The following is an 18,232-nucleotide window of genomic DNA, read 5'->3' on the forward strand; positions in this document are numbered from 1 at the left end:
GCAATCTTGAGCCGTCTCCGCGTACAGAGTTCCGCACCATGTCCAAAGCGCCCGCCTTTCTCCTGTTGTCGCTGGCGCTCGCCGGGTGTGCCGCGGCCCCGCAAGCACGGCTTGCCTCCGATCCCGCTTACGCGCCGGCCCGTTACGCCTGGGACGGTGCGGGCGAGGACCCCAATCAGCCAAAGCCAGCGCATACGCCACGGACCGCCGCGCGAACCGGCCCGGACAAATCGGCCGCGGCACTCGAATCTTACGCGAAGGAGTCGTCGCAGGGCCAGGACGGTAGCGAGGCCGACCAGGACGCACAGGTCAAGCGATCGCTCGTCATCTGCAAGGGTTGCCTGCACCCGCAGCCTGCCGAGGATCCGCGTCTCGCCAGGGTCGCCGATTGAACCAAATCGCCGCTGCAAACCTCTACTGAGATACACCGCCGCCCGTCTATAAGAGCGGTGCAACCTATCTCAGGACACCCCATGCTCACCCGCCGCACGTTCGTCGCAGCCTCGCTTCTCGCCTCCGTCAACGCAGCCGCCGCACAAGCTCCCTCAGCCGACGATCCCGTCGCGATCCTGACCGCGATCTACACCCGCGCCGCCAAGGGCAAAGGCGATGGCGGCGGCGCCTTCATCATCGAGACCAAGGCGGCCAAGGCAAAATATCTCTCTAGATCGCTGATCGCGCTGTGGGCGAAGGCCGACGCGCACACGCCGAAGGGCGATGTCGGGCCGATCGATTTCGATCCCGTCACCAACTCGCAGGACCCTGACGTCAAATCGTTCAAGGTCGACACGGAGAAGCTCGAGGCCGACAAGGCCACGATCGCGGTGACCATCATCGGGCGTCGCAACGACCGCAAACCCGCCGACCAGGTCGTGCGTTATGACTTCGTGCGCGAGGCCAATAGCTGGAAGATCGACGACATCAAGGGCGAGTCCGATGGGCAAGCCTGGTCGATCCGCAAGATGCTGACGGAGTCGCTGAAGATCTGACGGGAGACGACATGAGCGACGTCATCGACAACAAGGCTCATCACCGCTTCGAGCTCGAGGTGGAAGGTCATCTCGCCACCGAACATTACAAGCTCGACGGCAACGTCATCACCTTCGAGCATACGGAGGTGCCGAAGGAGCTCGGCGGCAAGGGCGTCGGCTCAAGGCTCGTGCAAGGCGCGCTCGACCAGATCCGCGCCGCAGGCCTGAGGCTGATCCCGCAATGTCCCTTCGTGAAGACCTGGATCGACAAGCATCCGGACTACGCTGATCTCGTGACGTGAAAAGTGGGCGCAGGCCCGCCGATCCCGCGGCGGGCCATGCGCGCACCCATGCCTATTGCCCGTGTTTGAGCATGTCCTGGTCGCTCAGCTCCCAATCCTGCCAGAGCTGGAGAATGCCGAGCAGCACCACCAGCGCGCCGAGGCTGGTATGGTAGACACGCAGAAAGCCTTCGCCGGAATAGCCGAGGACATAGGGCGAGACGGTGAGCCAGAGCCCGACCAGGATCGTCGCTATCTCCTGCCAGCGCTGCAACGCAACATATTCGAGCTGGCTGAGGCCAAACACGACCAGGCCGGCTGCGACCGCGTTCAGGATCACCGCCTGGTGCCCGACGATCACCGCATGATCCTGGATGGGAAACCACGGCGACGCAACGATCAGCGCGCCGAGCAGCATCCCGCACCAGTCTTCCCATGTCCGATGAGTATTCAGAAAACCAAAGTCCGACATCGTAACCTCCTACACAAGAGGCATACGTCGGCGGCTGGCGATCACGACACTCCGAATGTTCAGCGACCCTGCCGGCCGCATTCGGGCGTATGTCCTGCAACAAGACGTGGGAACCGGTAGCACGGTTGCAAGAGCGGACCCGTGGTTTTTTGCCAGCAAAGCGGCGTCACGCAAACGAAAACCTGCGGGGTTGATCCAACCAAGACGCGTGCTCACAGACCCACGCCGCAGCCGCAGCACGTACGAGGTCCGCTGTGCCCCCTGATAGGGGCGCATAGTGAGCAGGGTCACTGTATCGGCGAGCAAGCCGTGAGACTGTCGCGAAGATCAAATGTTTGCTGCGATGCGGCTTCTTGGAGACACACCGATGAACGTCATCATTCAGAAGCTCAATGGGCTATGGCACCTGATCGTGGGGTCGTGCCAGATCCGAACGCCGTTCCTGGAGAATCAGGATCGAGAGTTGGTGGTTACGTACGCCCGGCGTGCATACCCAGGGGCCAAGATTTTCGAACGCTGTTGAGTTCAACAGTTGCGCCTCCAACGGTTCGCTGATGGGCCATAACCGGAAGTAACCGCTTCGCCGGTTCTACATTTGACGACCTCTGCGTCACTCATTCGGGAAGTCCTGCTTTACGCAGACCGTCGATAAATACCTGGAGCTTTGACGAACTGGTGCGGGCCACCCATTCAGCAATGCGAAAATTGGGTTCGAGCTCCAGCATTTGGGTAACCGCCGCTTTCATTTCTGCTTCGCGTCCGAGATGTGCCAAGGCCACCGCGAGGCAGCGATACACCATCGAAGAAACGTGGTTCTTGCGAAGGGCTTTTCTTGCAAACTCGACCGCCTCGTCGAAGCGCCGAAGGTCGATGCAGGCAATGCCCATTCCCGTGAACATCAGGAAAATCCAGGGGTCGACGGGGCTCAGGCGGATGGCGCGCTCGATACTCCGGAGTGCTTCGTCAGGCTGCCCCACATGCCGATAAGTCAAGCCTCTCCTGTGCCAGGCGTTCGCTGAGTTTGGATTGAGAGCGACGGCGCGGTCCACCAGCTCGATAGCAGCGTCGATATCGCCAGAGAAAGCCGTTACCCGACCCGCGATGGCAAGCGCCTCCGGGTCGTTCTCGTCAACACTTAGTGCCAATCGCGAAAGCCGCGCCGCTTCTTCAATCACTGACTTCGGATCGACAGCCCATCCATGACTGATATTGTGAAGGTGGCAACTTGCTGCAAACGACGCCGCAGTACCATACCGAGGGTCAATCTCCAAAGCACGATACAACAGCTGGAGAGCCTCTGCTGAGCCCTCGCGGGTAGAAGAATAAAGCCGTGGTGCGGCTCGGAGGTAAAGATCATATGCGCTGAGGTCGTCTGGCCGCCGCCGCGTCGCCAGTTCGATTTCAGCCTGCAACAATCTTGGCGCGATTGCGGAGACAACCCTCTCCGTCATCTGGTCTTGAAGAGCAAAAATATCGCTCAAGTCGCCCTCAAATCGATCCGCCCAAAGATGGGACCCGATCGCCGCATCGATCAATTGGCCGGTAATGCGGACTTTTCCGGCAGCTTTACGGACGCTGCCTTCAAGGACGTAGCGCACGCCAAGCTCGCGCCCGACCTGTTTGATATCGACGGCTCTGCCCTTGTACGCAAAACTCGAATTACGCGCGATGACGAACAGCGCCTTGAACCGTGAGAGCGCTGTCGTGATCTCTTCCACCATTCCGTCAGCAAAATACTCCTGCTCCGGATCACCGCTCATGTTCTGGAACGGCAGAACCGCGATAGAGGGCTTGTCGGGAAGAACGAGAGGTTGACTGGTCTCGGCCGATGATTTCGTCGGCGGTGCCAAGGAAGAGCCGGCATCAATCCGACAACGCCAGGCCCGCATAGGTTCAGCAATATTCTTCAACGGTTGCGGTCCCATATCCTCGAGGGCCATATCGACCTTGCCGCGGATCTGCCGGTAGGCATCATCGGAAATGCAGATGCCACCGGGCTCTGCCAATCCTTCCAGACGCGCCGCGATATTCACGCTGTCGCCAAATATGTCGTTTTCATCGACGATAATGTCGCCGACGTGAACACCGATCCGAAATTCAATCCTTTCTTGCTGCGCTACGTCGATATTCTGAGCAGCCATACCGCGCTGGACTTCGGCGGCGCACCGGGCTGCGTCTACTGCGCTGCCGAACTCGACCAGCATGCCGTCGCCCGTCGTCTTGACGATGCGACCTCGATGCGCGGCGATGGAGGGATCGAGTAGCGTCTTTCGGAACAATTTCAGATTGGCGAGCGTGCGTTCCTCATCAAGGCCCATCAATCGGCTATAACCGGCCACGTCTGCCGCCAGCACCGCCGCCAGTCGCCTTTCCACGCGCTCGCTGCTCAATATCACCCCCATGCTTCGGGGAAACGAATGCCTACATAGCAGAAATCGTAGGCCGATGTCTGGCTAGACCCAATGTCCGATTTGGCTAGGCATATGTCATCCGCTTCAGCAACCGTAACATCCGCCGCTACGCTGGGTATGATCGCTGGTCGTCACCCAGCTTGGGTCAGCGCACGAAGCCAACTTCATTCTTTCGCGAGGCGCTTTGCAGCCGCCTCGCCTTGGTCGGCATCCAACCGCGCACTTGATCAAACCTCGAACCTTCCCTCGATCGCATAGACTAATGGTTGCGTCCCGCATGCTGGGTACCGAAAACCTCTCAGCCCGTGCCGGGGCGCCACCGAACATCAAGCTGGTCGTTAAAACTCCCGGCACATAACAGCGTAACATCCGCAGGCTTCTGACAAAGCGTTGACGGCTCGCGTCGGCGCTGGCGGCCGAATACAGTGTGGACAGTCGCGTCGCCGCCGGTCGGTTGGCTGGATGTCTGCTTATCCGCTGATAGCGGCGGAATAGCAGACATCCCTCAACTACCGCTTGGGGCCCAAAGACAAAAGACGGGCAATCGGTTGATCATGATGGCCGAGCAGGGATCGCAAACTGAAAGAGAGCCCCGCGCGGCTGGCAAGCGCTGACCCAAAGGCGTCCGCCATGGGCTTCGACGATTGAACGGCAGATTGTTAGCCCCATTCCCATGCCGTTGGGTTTTGTCGTGTAGAATGGTTCAAACAGACGCGAGAGGGTCTCCGGGCTAAGCCCAGGACCCGTGTCCTGAACCCCAACGTACAGATCGTTCAATTCGATCTGATGGGTGGTGATTAGCACCTGTCGAGCGCCCTCACTAACTGCGCCCATCGCTTGCAGCGCGTTGAGAATGAGGTTAAGGGCGACTTGCTGAAGTTGGACCCGATCACCGGCAATGATAGGCAGGCCCTTCGCGAGTTGGCTCTCCACTGAGATCCCGTTCTTCAGCGCTTCTCCTCGGGTAAGGTCAATCACCTCCTGTAGAGCCTCGTTCATATCTACCCGATCTAATCGGGGCGACGCCTTCTGCATGAGCGCACGCATTCGACCGACGATGGCACCGACCCGGTCAGCGTCCTTGAGGGCAGCGGCGAGCGCTTCTCTGACCTCCCGCAAATCTGAAGGGTTTCTATCCAGGAAATGCAGCGCCGCAATAACGTTGTTGCGCGCCGCGGCAATCGGCTGATTGACCTCATGCGTGATAGAGGCGCTGAGTTCCCCCATTGTTACGACGCGGTTCGTGTGCGCCAGCTGCATCTGCAACTCGCGCAGCTCCCGCTCGCGGCGGGTGATCTCTAGGGCAATGGCAGCCTGCGCGGCGAAGTCCGTGACCAGCTCAATCTCGTTCTCCGTAAAGGGCTCTATGCGCCGCCGCCCAACACCAAGCGTTCCTATTAGCTCGTCGTTTCTGAGCATCGGCACGATGAGGGCTGCCCGAACACCTAGTTTGGATAGATACTCTCGGTCAGTTTCTCCGGCAGAATTGCATTCGAGATGTGTGGCTAAGTCGGGGATGTGGAGAGGTGACTTGCTTGCGTAGAGGCGACCTAGAAAGCTGCCGTGTTCCCAGAGCGTTGGAGGCAGATACATCTCTGACACTGCGGGACTCAGGTTATATGCAACGAGACGAAAGCCTGCGTCCTCGGCCAAACGGAAGGCGCCCGAATCTGCTCGGCACAGACGTACTGCGCTGTCGATGATCGTGTCGAATGTGGGCTGCAAGTCATGTGGCGACCCGGCAATAGCGCGCAGCACTTCCGAGATGGCCGCCCGTTGCCGAAGAATCTCGGCCAGCTCCTTTTGCAAACGGCCATGAGCAGCTTCATGCGCTTCGCCGGTTTCGAGCTGGTCCATCGCCGCTCCTTTCCCAAACTACATTGCAGCGCGTCGAATGGACGCCGGGACTCGGCAATGCGCCGCTGCTGGCCGAGAACTGTCGCAAACTTTCAATGCCGCGTTCTCCTTTGAGCCGCCTAAACCTAAGGCCTTCTAGCGCGATATGGAAAGTCGAGAACTTTCCTCCCAAAATATGGAAGAGGAGCCTGATGGATCGCCTGGAAGCGATGTCGACCGCCTGAGAGGCTATCGCCCCAGCTGCCCCTCGGAGGTCTGTATCGGGTCACGAGCAGTAATGCTCTGACTGATCGCAAGATTTCCGCTCGACCATCAGAAAGCTACGTCTGCGCCTTTGTAAATACACGCCTTATGACGCGCCAAGCCTCGCTGATAGCGGCGGAATAGCAGACATCCCTCAACTGCCGGTTGGGGCAACTTCCGGACTCATGCATTGCAGCAAGCGGGACTGCTATTCGATCACCTCATCGGCGACGCTCAACAACGCTGGTGGGACCGTGATGCCGAGCGTCTTTGCCGTTTTGAGATTGATTGACAACGTCATCTTGGTCGGAAACTCCACCGGCAGCGCGCTTGGCGCAGCGCCGTGCAGAATCTCGTTAACGAAATAAGCGGCGCGGCGATAGCACCAGCGCAAGTCGACACCGTAGCTGATCAGCCCGCCATCCTGTACGTGCTCACGATACCCGTACACTGTGGGCAGCCGCTTCGCGGCGGCGAATTCGGCAATTTGCCGTCCCACACTCAACAGCAGCCCGGTCTGCAGAACGATGACGACGTCGACCTGCGAACTTGCGAGCGTCTTCAAGGCAAGTTCGATCTCCGTCGGATTGTTGACATCGGCCTCCACGACCGTCATTTCGAGCGCCTCGGCTGCTTCGGCCAATTCCCTTCGCTGCGGAGGGGCCTTCGGATCGTGAAGGTTGGTGAGAAGCCCGATCCGCCTTGCGCCCGGAGCAATCTCGCGGGCAATCTCCATTTGCTTGGCGGGCAATCCAGCGACATAGGGCTCGATCCCCGTCACATTGCCCCCGGGCCGCGCTTCGCTCGCGATCAGTCCGATATGGACGGCATCAGCCAGCGCCGGGCAGACGATCGGGATCACCGACGTCGCAGCGTGTGCCGGAACTGCGGCATTGACGGCAGCGGCCACGATCACAGCGGGCTTCAGCGCCACGATTTCCTGTGTGAGCCGCGGCAGCCGGCCCTGAAATCCCTCGGCATAGCGGGGCACAAACTCGAAGTCCCGGCCATCCACATAACCGAAGCCCCGCATGCCATCCAGAAAATCATCGGCAAACGCCCCCGCCATCTTGCTTTCTGATCCGGACAGCCAGGCGATGCGGGGCCGCTCCTTTTCCGAGCTTTGCGACCATGCCCCGACCGGCCAAGTGACCACCGCGCCGCCCAAAGCGCCGAGGAATATCCGTCTACCGATGTGGACTATCATCGGGGGATCTCACTGGATGGCGTTCCCAATGAGAGACAATATCATCAAAGCGCGCAGTCGCCCACGAGCAGTAATGCTCTGACTGATCGCAAGATTTCCGCTCGACCATCAGAAAGCTGACGTCTGCGCCTTTATGAATACACACCTTATGACGCGCCAAGCCTCTGCAGCGCCTCGCGTGCCGTCGGAAGGCCCGGTCTCAATTCCAGCGCCTTGCGGAAATCGGCGATCGCGCCCTGCTTGTCGCCGAGCTGCATCTTGGCCTGGCCGCGGTTATTCCAGGAAAACGCATCCGAGGGATCGTATTGCAGCGCCTTGTCGTAGTTGGAAAGGCCGCCTCTGTTATCGCCCTGAAAGAGCCGGATCATGCCGCGATTGCGCCAGCCGCGCGCATCGGTCGGCGCCAGCCGGATCGCCTCGCCATAGTCTGCGGCGGCGCGATCGAGTTGCTCGCTGTCGCGATAGACGTTGCCGCGGTCGATATAGGCGAGCAGATCGGGCGCAAGCCTGATGCGCGTCGTGTAGTCGGCGAGCGCGTGCGCCATGTCGCGCTTGCGATAGAAGGCCAGGCCGCGATTGCCGTAAGCCATGGCATAGTTGGAATTGAGCTTGATCGCGGCGTCATAGTCGGCGATCGCGCCGTCGAGGTCGCCCTTGTTGTAGCGGGACTCGCCGCGATTGTTGTAGGCAATCGCCAACGACGGATCGAGCTTGATTGCCTGGTCATAGTCGGCGATGGCGCGGTCGAAATCGTGCTTGAGGGCGTAGACGCGACCGCGATTATTGAAGGCACAGGCGGAAGTCGGATCGATCTCGATGGCCTTGTCGAGATCGCTAAGCGCGGCATCGAACTCGCGCCTATCGGTCAGGACATGGCCGCGGTTGCAATAGGCGGCGGCGAGCTTGCGCCCGGTCTCGCTGCGGGCATCGATCACCGCCGAGCACGCCTTGACGCGGTCGTCCAGCGCGGTCGTGGTCCCGATGCAGGCGTCCCAGGCCTTGGCCGCCGCCTCGCCGTCCGTGGCCGATGCCGGCGCAGCCCAGGCAAGCGTCAGCATGGCCAGCGAGGCCACAAGACCGATCGAGACACGCATGTGACGGATATCTCCCCTGCGACGATGTCCCTTGGTCGCGTCTTGGCAGAGGCGGGTTCACACGCCTAGATCTGGGCCTGCAACGACTGACGGGAAGGATAGGCATGTCGGCAGCGGTACGTGACAACAAGGACAAGAGCCGTTTCGAGCTCGATGTCGGCCAGGAGGTCGCCTTCGCCAATTACCGGCTGACGCCGTCGGCAGTCATCATCACCCACACCGAGACGCCGCGCGCCCTGCGGGGCCGCGGCATCGCATCCGAGCTGATCAAGGGTGCGCTGGAATTGATCCGGCGCGATGGCAGGAAGGTGGTCGCCGGCTGCGGCTTTGTCGTCGACTATCTCGACAAGCACCCGGAATATGCAGACCTCGTCGCGTAGGACCGGAGACTAAAAAGGCCCGCGATCACGCGGGCCTTTTTCGACGTCGAGGGCGCTTGCCGTCAGTGCTTGATCTCCGGCGGCAGCTTGCCGCCATTGGCGGCGAGCTTGGACATCACCTGCTTGTGCAGCCAGACGTTCATGGTGGCGGAATCGTTGGTGTCGCCGGTGTAGCCGAGCTCCTTGGCGAGCTCCTTGCGCGCGGCAAGGCTGGAGTCGATGTCGAGCGCTTTCATGAGGTCGACGATCGAGGTGCGCCATTCCAGCTTCTCGCCCTTGTGCGCGGCGACCGCCTTGTCGACGATCGCGGCCACGTCCACGGTCTGCGCGGGAGCGGCGGATGGCGCAGCGGAAGGTGCGGCAGACGGCGCCGACGCTGAGGGAGCGGAGCCTGCCGGCGTCTCGCCGGAGGTCGCGCTGCCGGCCGGCGCAGCCGCGGCAGGATGGCTGCCGAAGATCGCGCTGGCGATTTTACCGAAAATGCTCATGTCTGCTCCCCGAAAAGGATCCGTTGGAAGGGCCTCGGATGTCAACCTGAAGGCCGAGTTTCTGTGCCGCGTCCGCTGCCTGGGCGAAGCACATCACAGCATCAGCTTATCTGCGGCGAAATGACGACCGAATGACATATTCGCGGTTGCACTGCGACATCGAATTTCACCCAAGCGTGAGGGACAGGCCCTGCGAATGGGAGTACGCTTTCATTTCAGTTCGCGATCCCCGCCGGTCTTCGCGTCTGGTTTGGAATTGCGATTGTCCAGAAAATAGCGGCCGCTTGCGCCGTTTGGCGGCGCGGCATGTGGCCGCGCGGCAAGGGAGCAAGCGACCATGGCCACACTCTACCAGGGCAATGTCCCCAGCATGGTCCAGTCCGCTGACGCGGCTGGACCGGTCATCCGGACCATTCAACTGTCCGACCTGCACGACGCGCTCAAGCTCGGCTGGGAGGATTTCAAGGCCGTGCCGAGCCACGCCATCATCCTCTGCATCATTTATCCGGTGCTGGGCCTCGTGCTCGCACGCGGGGCGATGGGCTATTCGGTGCTGCCGCTGCTGTTTCCGCTGGCAGCGGGCTTTGCGCTGATCGGCCCGTTCGCGGCACTCGGTCTTTACGAATTGAGCAGCCGTCGCGAACGCGGCGAGAACGCCAGCGCCTGGGATGCCATGGACGTACTGCGTTCGCCCTCCTTCGGTGCCATGCTCGGGCTCGGCGTACTCTTGCTTGCGCTGTTCGTGACATGGGTCGCGACCGCGCAGGCGATCTACGTAGCGGCGTTCGGCTACGAAGGCGTCAACAGCATTGCGGACTTTGTCACGCGCGTGCTGACGACAGCGCAGGGCTGGTGGCTGATCGTGGTCGGCTGCGGCGTCGGCTTCCTGTTCGCGCTCGCCGCGCTCTGCATCAGCGTTGTCTCGTTCCCGCTGATGCTCGACCGGCACGCTAGCGCCGGCGAAGCCATGGTGACCTCGCTGCGGGCCGTGGCGAAGAACCCGGTGCCGATGGCAGCCTGGGGCCTGATCGTCGCGGCGCTGCTGGCGCTCGGCACGATCCCGGCGTTCCTCGGCCTCGCCGTCGTTATCCCCCTGCTCGGCCACGCCACCTGGCATCTCTATCGCAAGGTGATCGTATCGGATCCCAACGTACGGCATGACGCTCCGCCGCCGCGCCCGCGCAAGCCGGCTGCCGATTTTCCCGCCAACCTGTTCCCCTGGCGGAATCGGTCGGAGTAAAACGTAAATCACGTTGCTGCGAGTCCGCCGGCTGATCGCTTGCGGACTCGCTCAATATCCTTCCTTTAACCCTGCTCGTAGTTGAGCAGACGCCGCTGGCCCATGGGCCTTGTTTTAGCCGCGGTTGGAACCGACATTCCGCGCCGCCGGTCATCCACTTCACGGAATCGATTTGTTCGAATGACCCCGACGATCTCTCGTCTCGCTCTCGCAGCCTTCGCCCTCACCGCCTCGATTGCCTCAGCCGGGCCCGCGCTCGCCGCAGTCGCCTGCGGTTCCGGCAATTTCGATGCCTGGGTTGCCGACTTCAAGACCGAAGCCGCCGCCAAGGGCATCTCTCAGCAGGCGATCACGACCGGCCTTGCCGGCGTCACGCTGGATCAAAGCGTGCTGTCGCGCGACCGCTCGCAGAAGGTCTTCAGCCAGAGTTTTGAGGAGTTTTCGGGCCGCATGGTGCCACCGCGCATGCAGCGCGGCTCCAACATGATGAAGCAGTACGGCTCGGTGCTGTCGCGGATCGAGCAGACCTACGGCGTGCCGGGCGAAGTGCTGGTCGCCATCTGGGGATTGGAGACCGATTTCGGCGTCAATACCGGGAAGTTTCCGACGCTGCGCTCGCTCGCGACGCTTGCCTATGACTGCCGGCGCGCCGAACAGTTTCGCGGCGAGCTGATGGACGCGCTGCGCATCGTCCAGCGTGGCGATCTCGCACCGAGCGAAATGAAGGGTGCCTGGGCCGGCGAGCTCGGCCAGACCCAGTTCATGCCGTCATCCTGGATGAGATATGCCGTCGACTTCGACGGCAACGGTCGGCGCGATCTCCTGCACAGCGCGCCCGACGTGCTCGCATCGACCGCCAACTATCTTGCGAACTACGGTTGGCAGCGCGGCAAGGACTGGGAGCCCGGCGGCCCTAACTTTGCGGTGCTTCAGCAATGGAACAAGAGCGAGGTCTACGCCAAGACGGTCGCTTATTTCGCGACCCAGCTCGCGCGCGCTCCCTAGGAAGCTTTCGAAGAGATCGAGGGGCCGATCGCGTCGCGACCGGCCCTCCTTGTTCCCTGGCGTTTACTTGCCCGCAGTGGCGTGCATCGCCTTGTTGAGGTGCGCGCCGCACACCCCCATCTTGCCGTTCAACAGCGCGTCCTGGGCCGCAGCGATCTCCTTCTGCGCCGCGAACTTGCCGTCACCGTCGGACATGTTCTCGATCGCGGTCTCGGTCTGCTCGAGATTGGTGGCGCTGCATCCGCCCATCTTCTTCGCGGCCTGCGCGGGAGCGACGGCGAATGCGACGGCGGCAATTGCAATGACCCCTAGTAACGTCTTCATTGTTACCTTCCTTCTCTTATCGTTGCGCAGCCCGACGGCATTGCCGGAATCTGCGGGCGAGATTGTTCCTCGACCGCTGCAAGTTTTGAGAATGAATTCCCCGCGAGAATTGCGTGATATTGCGCGGCGCGCAGAGCTCTCATGCGAAATTTCTGATTTTCATTACGGTTTTGTAATTTAGCTCATGCACGCTCGGCGTGTGTGCAGCGCAGCGAGGACGTTGAGGGTCTGGGTCGGGGGTATCACGGACCGGGATCGGGGCTCAGTGCCGAGCTCAAGCGGGAATCAACGCCAGCTGCGGGACGAAGCGACTGATCAGTCCCGCCTCACGGCCGCTCGGTGGCAGCGTCCCGCGAACCGCTTCAGATGACAAAATAGTGAACTAATACTCAGTTCTATGAACCATAATGCATGCGATTCGCGCATACGAGGGATAGGGTATGAATTCCGCGTGGCGGCTTGCGGTGGGCATATTGCAACATATTTCCGCAACAGGCGGAACTCACAAGAAATGCTACAAATCCGTGATTTCTCGGGAGTTTATCACAAACTCAGGTTTACCGGGGCTGGCTCATGACGGGAGCGCCAACGGGTTAATCGTTCCTTACCAGCGCTATGCGATATCCGCTTAGCTGCATCGCAACATCGGAACTTCCGCAGTGCAGCAGTCCCTTCTATATTCATTTCAACGATGATGCTCAGGTCAAGGGCTGAATCGAACTACAGGAGACTACCATGCTGCTCTCGCTCATCCGTATGATCCACGCTTTCCGGGACTATCAGCGCAACGTTGCTGAACTCTCGCAGCTCAGCGATCGCGAACTGGCCGACATCGGCCTCGACCGTTCGGACATTCCGCGCGTTGCCGCCGGCGCCTACAAGGGCTGATTGGCCTTCACGGACCGGACCAACCGATAGCGCCCGCCTCGTGCGGGCGTTGTCGTTTCTGGGGTGAGAAACGCCATCACGGCGATTCCACTCGAGACTGAAAAGCGCTACCTGTCGCGCCCATGACAGGATCCCACTCCAAGACCAGTTCCAAGACCGTACACATCATCGGCGCGGGCCTCGCCGGCTCCGAAGCCGCCTGGCAGGTTGCCAGATCAGGCGTAGCCGTGGTGCTGCACGAGATGCGGCCGAGCCGCATGACCGAGGCCCACCGCACCGACGGGCTCGCCGAGCTCGTCTGCTCGAACTCGTTCCGCTCCGACGATGCCGCCAACAACGCCGTCGGCCTCCTGCACGCCGAAATGCGTCGTCTCGGCTCGCTGATCATGCGCGCGGCGGACGCCAACCAGGTTCCCGCAGGCGGCGCGCTGGCCGTCGACCGCGAGGGCTTTTCCGCGGCCGTCACCAAGGCGCTGAACGAGCATCCCCTGATCGAGATTGCCCGCGGCGAGGTCGGCGGCCTGCCGCCGGCCGACTGGGACAATGTGATCGTCGCGACCGGCCCCCTCACCTCTGCGCCGCTGGCGGACGCCATCCGCGAACTGACGGATGAAAGCGCGCTCGCCTTCTTCGATGCGATCGCGCCGATCGTGCACCGCGACTCCATCGACATGTCGGTCGCATGGTTCCAGTCGCGCTATGACAAGGTCGGTCCCGGCGGCAATGGCGCCGACTACATCAACTGCCCGATGACGAAGGAACAGTATGACGGCTTCGTCGCCGCGCTGATTGCCGGCGAGAAGACCGAGTTCAAGGAGTGGGAGACCAACACGCCCTATTTCGACGGCTGCCTGCCGATCGAGGTGATGGCCGAGCGCGGGCCCGAGACGTTGCGTCATGGCCCGATGAAGCCGGTCGGGCTGACCAATCCGAACGATCCGACGACCAAGCCGTACGCGATCGTGCAGCTCCGCCAGGACAACAAGCTCGGCACGCTCTACAACATCGTCGGCTTCCAGACGAAATTGAAATACGGCGAGCAGCAGCGCATCTTCCGCAGCATTCCGGGACTGGAGAAGGCCGAGTTCGCGCGCCTTGGCGGCCTGCATCGCAACACCTTCCTCAACTCGCCGAAGCTGCTCGACGGCCAGCTCCGTCTGCGCGCGCAGCCGCGGCTGCGCTTTGCCGGGCAGATGACGGGCTGCGAGGGCTATGTGGAATCCGCCAGCGTCGGCCTGATCGCCGGCCTCTATGCGGCGGCGGACGCACGTGGCGAGCAGCTCGCCAGCCCGCCGGCGACGACGGCATTGGGAGCGCTGCTCGGCCACATCACCGGCGGCCATATCGAGACCATCGAGCCGGGCACGCGCTCGTTCCAGCCGATGAACGTCAATTTCGGCCTGTTCCCGCCGCTTGCGACCCTGCCGACCAAAAAGCCGGACGGCACGCGGCTGCGCGGCAACGAGAAGACGGTCGCCAAGAAACAGGCGATGAGCGCCCGTGCGCTTGCCGATCTCGATCGCTGGATCGCCGATCACCAAAACATCGCCGCAGCGGCGTGAGCCTGTCATGAGCCTACCCAAAGAAGACGCCGCAGTGCTCGCGGCGCGCTGGACCGAGGGCGTGCTTCTGAAGCGCGACGTGTTCTCGACTGTCGAGCGCGGCCGTTTCAGGAGTGAGCGCGGAGAGGTCGATGCGGTGCTGCGCCGGCTCGACGAGGTGCCGTGGTGGTCGTTTGTGCTGGCGCGCCATCTGTTCGCGCGCGAGAAACATGCGCTGGCGCTGGCTAAGGGCCTGAACATCGGCCCCGAGCTGTTATGGGCCGGGCGTCGCGCGCTGGTCCGCGGCTTCGTCGACGGGGTCGCGCTGCATCTGGCCAAGCCGCATGGCAATGTCGCCTACTTCCGTTCCGCCAAGGACGCGCTGCGTCGGCTTCGCCGCGCCGGCATCTGCCATAACGACCTTGCGAAGGAGCAGAACTGGCTGGTCGGCCGCGACGGCCGCGCCTATGTGACCGACTTCCAGCTCGCCGCCTGCTTTGAGCGTCGCGGCCGGCTGTATCGCATTCTCGCCTACGAGGACCTCCGGCATCTGCTAAAGCACAAGCGCTCCTATGCGCCCGAGGCGCTGACGCCAAGGGAGCGCAAGATCCTGGCGAAGAAATCCTTTGCTGCTAGCCTTTGGCTCGCCACCGGCAAGAAGGTCTATCGCGCGATCACCCGCGGTCTGTTCAATTTCACCGACCGCGAGGGCGGTGGCCGCAGGCTGGTCAACGACGCGCCCGTGCTGGCCGATTTGATCCGCAAGAATCCCGCCGTGCGCGATACCGCCATCGTCGCCTTCGCCGACCGTCGATCCGGCGTCGGGCTCTACGCCTTCGTCGAGGCGGACCAGTCGGCGCTCGAAGGCCAGCTTCGCAACGAGCTCGCCGCTGCGAAGGGACCAAAGCCGCCCGAGCATATCCAGGTCGTGCATGCGCTGCCGCGCGATGCCGTCGGCAAGCCGCGCACCGAGATCCTCCAGCTCGTGGCGATGAACCAGCTCGATCTGATCGAGCCGATGATCACGAGCGACCAGGACCGCGCGTTCCTCAAGGATATCCTCGAGCAACGCAAGAACTTGCGCGACCGCTTCAACTTCGAGGCGGATTTGCCGACAAGCTAAAGGGTGGGGCTCTTTACACGTTGGGAGTCTCGATTGCGGCGACACCCCCACCCCAGCCCTCCCCCGCAAGCGGGAGAGGGAGCGCACCTCCTTCGTGGCAAACATTCAAGCCTAGTCCCGACGCGCTAGCTGCGGCTCACGTGCAGCGCGCGCTCAGGCCGGAGGCGCCGAGCTTGGCCATGACCTCATCGAGATGGGCGGCATCGCGCGTCTCGATGACGAGCTGAAGCAGCGTCGCCTTGGCCGGCAGGTCGGAGAAGGTCCGCTGGTGCGAGACCTCGATAATGTTGGCGCCGGCTTCCGCCAAGAGCGCGGCCACGGCGGCGAGCTGGCCCGGCCTGTCGGGAATGTCGAGCGACAATTGCGTCAGCCGTCCCTCGCGCGCGAGCTCGCGGGTCAGCACCGAGGCGATCAGCCGCGTGTCGATATTGCCACCGCTCAGGACAAGGCCGACCTTCTGGCCGGCAAAGCGCGAGGGATCGCTCATGATCGCAGCAAGTCCGGCGGCGCCCGCCCCCTCCACCACGGTCTTCTCGATCGAGATCAGGGTCGCAACGGCGCGCTCGAGCTCTGCCTCGTTCACGAGCGCGATGTCGTCGACGAGGCGGCGGACGATCTCGGTCGTGATCTTGCCTGGCGACTTCACGGCGATGCCTTCGGCCAGCGTGTCGCCGCGCGCGGGCAGGTTGCCGTCATGGACGGCGTTGTACATCGAGGGATAGAGCCAGGCCTCGACGCCGAGAATTCGCAAGGACGGCTTGAGCGCCTTGGCCGCAATGGCGATGCCACTGATCAGGCCGCCGCCGCCGATCGGAACGACCAGCGTATCCAGCTCCGGCACCGCCTTGAGCATCTCGAGCCCGACCGTGCCCTGCCCGGCGATGACGAGCGGATCGTCATAGGGATGGACGAAGATCATGCCGCGCGCATCGCCGCTTGCGCGCGCGAAGGCGGCGGCCTCTTCCAGGGTCGCGCCGGTGACGATCACCTCGGCGCCGTGATGCCTGGTGTTCTCGATCTTCACCATCGGCGTGCCGACCGGCATCACGATGGTCGCGGGAATGCCGAGGCGCTTGGCGTGATAGGCAACGCCCTGCGCATGATTGCCGGCCGACATCGCGATGACGCCGCGTTGCCGTTCCTCCGCAGAGAGCGCAGTCAGGCGGTTGAGGGCGCCGCGCTCCTTGAACGAGGAGGTGAACTGGAGATTTTCGAACTTGAGCCAGAGATCGCAGCCGCAGATCGCGCTCAGCGTCCGGCTGTAGTTGCAGGGCGTCTCGACGATGGCGCCGCGGACCACGTCCGCGGCCGCGCCCACGTCGGCGAGCGTGACCGGAAGGCCGCTCAGGTCGACCGCCGGATCCAGCGTGTCGTGCGAGGTGGTGTCGAGTGCTTCGGCCATAGGGTAATATAGGGCATTTGGCAGGACCCGGCGATACGGGAGCCGCTATTTGGTAAATTGCCGCGACCGCGAGGCCCGCCAGAGCGTCCACAGGGTTCCTAGCCGCGACGGCGGCTGCGGCAGGAAGGGATTGCGATCCGCGCGGGACAGGCGCGCCAGATCGCGGCGCGCCGTTGCCAGCGGCAGGAACGCCGGCCTTGCCGACGGCGGTATCTCCGCCAGCAGCGAGGTCGCCGTCGCGATATGCTTTCGCGCCTCGCTCGCAAGCTCATCCAGCGCCGCGCGCAGCGTCGGCGTCTCCTTGCCGGCAAACACCTCCTCGACGGTGCTGCCGTGGCTCTCCAGGAGTTGCTGCGGCACGAAGAGCTGCCGATGCGCGGCATCGCGCGGCAGGCTCGCGATCACCTGCACCATGCCCTGCACGAGGCCGGCGTGGCGGGCGAGATGATCGACCGCCTCAGACGGCCGCGCGCAGATCCGTGCGGCAAGCGACAACAGCGCCGAGCACGTTTCGGCGAGATACCCCTCCAGCGCGGCCATGGTTGGCATCGGGTCATTGTAGAGGTCGAACTGATGCTCCTCGACGAGTCGCGACAGCGGCTCGACCGGCAGATCGTAGTCGCGGATCGCGACCAGGAGCTCGGCGGCGACAGGATTACCCTCAGCGCTGCCATGGACATGGCCGGCCAGCATGTCGGTCCACCATTGCAGGCGGATCTCGCCCGGCAGCGGCTGGGTCACCTGATCGCGGACGCGAACGATCTCGGCGTTGAAAGCATAGAGTGCGAGCAGCGCGCGGCGCTCATTGGCTGATACGAACAGGGTCGCGGCGTAGCGCGCGAAATCGTGGCTGCGCACGAGATCGGCGCAGAAGGCAGCGTCAGTCGCTGGCGCGCTGCCGCTCATGGCACAGCGATCAGGGCCGCCGCGACCCGCCGCCGCTCGCCGATCATGATGTTGTAGGTACGCACGGCAGGGCCGGTCTGCATCGTATCCAGCACCACCCTCACCGCCTTGAGCGCCTGGCGCAGCTCTGGCGGCGGCAGCCAGACGCCGGCACCGGTGCCGATCAGAAGCGTGTCGATGCTGTTGGCCGCGGCAAAGACCCGCTCCAGCGAATAGCGGTCGATCTTGGCGGGATCGGTCACGTCCCACGCCCAGATCGCGTCGGGCAGGCACAGCAGCGAGCCGCGATGCGACATGCCGGCAAAGGCGAAGCCGCCCTTGCCATAGGCGTCGATCGGCGCCGAGCGCGGGAAATGTGGAGCGTTTGGATCGCCGGCCATGGGATTCGTCCGAATTGGC

At 62.8% G+C, this 18,232-nt stretch carries 19 protein-coding genes; 9 read left to right on the forward strand and 10 right to left on the reverse strand.

What is annotated here, in order from left to right:
- Positions 1-38 precede the first annotated feature (38 nt).
- The 3 genes from Q3C01_RS11265 to Q3C01_RS11275 all read left to right on the forward strand — a co-directional run bounded on the left by Q3C01_RS11265 (position 39) and on the right by Q3C01_RS11275 (position 1,273).
- Positions 39-392 carry a hypothetical protein gene (locus Q3C01_RS11265; protein ID WP_458145390.1) on the forward strand — a complete coding sequence of 118 codons (354 nt, stop codon included), beginning with the start codon at positions 39-41 and terminating at the stop codon, positions 390-392.
- A gap of 81 nt (positions 393-473) precedes the next feature.
- Positions 474-989, forward strand: a complete 516-nt coding sequence (locus Q3C01_RS11270) for a DUF3828 domain-containing protein (RefSeq protein WP_458145391.1) — start codon at positions 474-476, stop codon at positions 987-989.
- Between the two features lie 11 nt (positions 990-1,000).
- The gene (locus tag Q3C01_RS11275; protein ID WP_458145392.1) at positions 1,001-1,273 is read left to right on the forward strand and encodes a GNAT family N-acetyltransferase; all 273 of its coding nucleotides are present in this window, start codon (positions 1,001-1,003) and stop codon (positions 1,271-1,273) included.
- Positions 1,274-1,325: 52 nt separating this feature from the next.
- On the opposite strand, the gene Q3C01_RS11280 is transcribed toward Q3C01_RS11275, so the two are convergent.
- The 5 genes from Q3C01_RS11280 to Q3C01_RS11300 all read right to left on the reverse strand — a co-directional run bounded on the left by Q3C01_RS11280 (position 1,326) and on the right by Q3C01_RS11300 (position 8,536).
- On the reverse strand, positions 1,326-1,724 hold the full coding sequence (locus Q3C01_RS11280; RefSeq protein WP_458145393.1) for an SPW repeat protein: 399 nt from the start codon (positions 1,722-1,724) through the stop codon (positions 1,326-1,328).
- A gap of 614 nt (positions 1,725-2,338) precedes the next feature.
- Entirely contained in the window at positions 2,339-4,120 is a 1,782-nt protein-coding gene (locus tag Q3C01_RS11285) for a tetratricopeptide repeat protein (RefSeq protein WP_458145394.1), read from the reverse strand.
- Positions 4,121-4,687: 567 nt separating this feature from the next.
- Complete coding sequence (locus Q3C01_RS11290; protein ID WP_458145395.1) at positions 4,688-5,992, reverse strand: sensor histidine kinase; 1,305 nt, start codon at positions 5,990-5,992, stop codon at positions 4,688-4,690.
- 451 nt (positions 5,993-6,443) lie between these two features.
- The gene (locus tag Q3C01_RS11295; RefSeq protein WP_458145396.1) at positions 6,444-7,403 is read right to left on the reverse strand and encodes an ABC transporter substrate-binding protein; all 960 of its coding nucleotides are present in this window, start codon (positions 7,401-7,403) and stop codon (positions 6,444-6,446) included.
- A gap of 185 nt (positions 7,404-7,588) precedes the next feature.
- Positions 7,589-8,536, reverse strand: a complete 948-nt coding sequence (locus Q3C01_RS11300; RefSeq protein WP_458145397.1) for a tetratricopeptide repeat protein — start codon at positions 8,534-8,536, stop codon at positions 7,589-7,591.
- A 104-nt stretch (positions 8,537-8,640) separates the two neighbouring features.
- Between Q3C01_RS11300 and Q3C01_RS11305 the strand changes: the two genes are divergently transcribed.
- Positions 8,641-8,916 carry a GNAT family N-acetyltransferase gene (locus tag Q3C01_RS11305; RefSeq protein WP_458145398.1) on the forward strand — a complete coding sequence of 92 codons (276 nt, stop codon included), beginning with the start codon at positions 8,641-8,643 and terminating at the stop codon, positions 8,914-8,916.
- Between the two features lie 62 nt (positions 8,917-8,978).
- Here Q3C01_RS11305 and Q3C01_RS11310 read toward each other — a convergent pair whose 3' ends face one another.
- Positions 8,979-9,404: a DUF3597 domain-containing protein gene (locus Q3C01_RS11310; RefSeq protein ID WP_458145399.1), complete on the reverse strand. Its 426-nt coding sequence runs from the start codon at positions 9,402-9,404 to the stop codon at positions 8,979-8,981.
- Positions 9,405-9,741: 337 nt separating this feature from the next.
- Here Q3C01_RS11310 and Q3C01_RS11315 point away from each other — a divergent pair, with 337 nt between their 5' ends.
- Together Q3C01_RS11315 and Q3C01_RS11320 are read left to right on the forward strand one after the other, a co-directional pair.
- Entirely contained in the window at positions 9,742-10,644 is a 903-nt protein-coding gene (locus tag Q3C01_RS11315; RefSeq protein WP_458145400.1) for a DUF2189 domain-containing protein, read from the forward strand.
- Positions 10,645-10,824: 180 nt separating this feature from the next.
- Positions 10,825-11,649: a lytic murein transglycosylase gene (locus Q3C01_RS11320; RefSeq protein WP_458145401.1), complete on the forward strand. Its 825-nt coding sequence runs from the start codon at positions 10,825-10,827 to the stop codon at positions 11,647-11,649.
- A 63-nt stretch (positions 11,650-11,712) separates the two neighbouring features.
- Here the strand turns inward: Q3C01_RS11320 and Q3C01_RS11325 are convergent, their stop codons facing one another.
- The gene (locus tag Q3C01_RS11325) at positions 11,713-11,973 is read right to left on the reverse strand and encodes a hypothetical protein (protein ID WP_458145402.1); all 261 of its coding nucleotides are present in this window, start codon (positions 11,971-11,973) and stop codon (positions 11,713-11,715) included.
- Positions 11,974-12,708: 735 nt separating this feature from the next.
- Here Q3C01_RS11325 and Q3C01_RS11330 point away from each other — a divergent pair.
- The 3 genes from Q3C01_RS11330 (at position 12,709) to Q3C01_RS11340 (ending at position 15,525) form a co-directional block, all read left to right on the forward strand.
- Complete coding sequence (locus Q3C01_RS11330; protein WP_084801802.1) at positions 12,709-12,861, forward strand: DUF1127 domain-containing protein; 153 nt, start codon at positions 12,709-12,711, stop codon at positions 12,859-12,861.
- Between the two features lie 122 nt (positions 12,862-12,983).
- Positions 12,984-14,423 carry a methylenetetrahydrofolate--tRNA-(uracil(54)-C(5))-methyltransferase (FADH(2)-oxidizing) TrmFO gene (gene trmFO, locus Q3C01_RS11335; RefSeq protein WP_458145403.1) on the forward strand — a complete coding sequence of 480 codons (1,440 nt, stop codon included), beginning with the start codon at positions 12,984-12,986 and terminating at the stop codon, positions 14,421-14,423.
- A 7-nt stretch (positions 14,424-14,430) separates the two neighbouring features.
- Complete coding sequence (locus Q3C01_RS11340) at positions 14,431-15,525, forward strand: serine/threonine protein kinase (RefSeq protein WP_458145404.1); 1,095 nt, start codon at positions 14,431-14,433, stop codon at positions 15,523-15,525.
- Between the two features lie 136 nt (positions 15,526-15,661).
- Here the strand turns inward: Q3C01_RS11340 and Q3C01_RS11345 are convergent, their stop codons facing one another.
- The 3 genes from Q3C01_RS11345 to Q3C01_RS11355 are packed head-to-tail and all read right to left on the reverse strand — an operon-like array spanning position 15,662 to position 18,213.
- Complete coding sequence (locus tag Q3C01_RS11345) at positions 15,662-16,927, reverse strand: threonine ammonia-lyase (RefSeq protein WP_458145405.1); 1,266 nt, start codon at positions 16,925-16,927, stop codon at positions 15,662-15,664.
- 45 nt (positions 16,928-16,972) lie between these two features.
- Positions 16,973-17,833: a phytoene/squalene synthase family protein gene (locus tag Q3C01_RS11350; RefSeq protein ID WP_458145406.1), complete on the reverse strand. Its 861-nt coding sequence runs from the start codon at positions 17,831-17,833 to the stop codon at positions 16,973-16,975.
- Positions 17,830-18,213, reverse strand: a complete 384-nt coding sequence (locus tag Q3C01_RS11355) for an Mth938-like domain-containing protein (protein ID WP_458145407.1) — start codon at positions 18,211-18,213, stop codon at positions 17,830-17,832. Before Q3C01_RS11355 ends, Q3C01_RS11350 begins: the two co-directional genes overlap by 4 nt.
- Positions 18,214-18,232 lie beyond the last annotated feature (19 nt).

It is taken from the genome of Bradyrhizobium sp. UFLA05-109, from assembly GCF_054185165.1.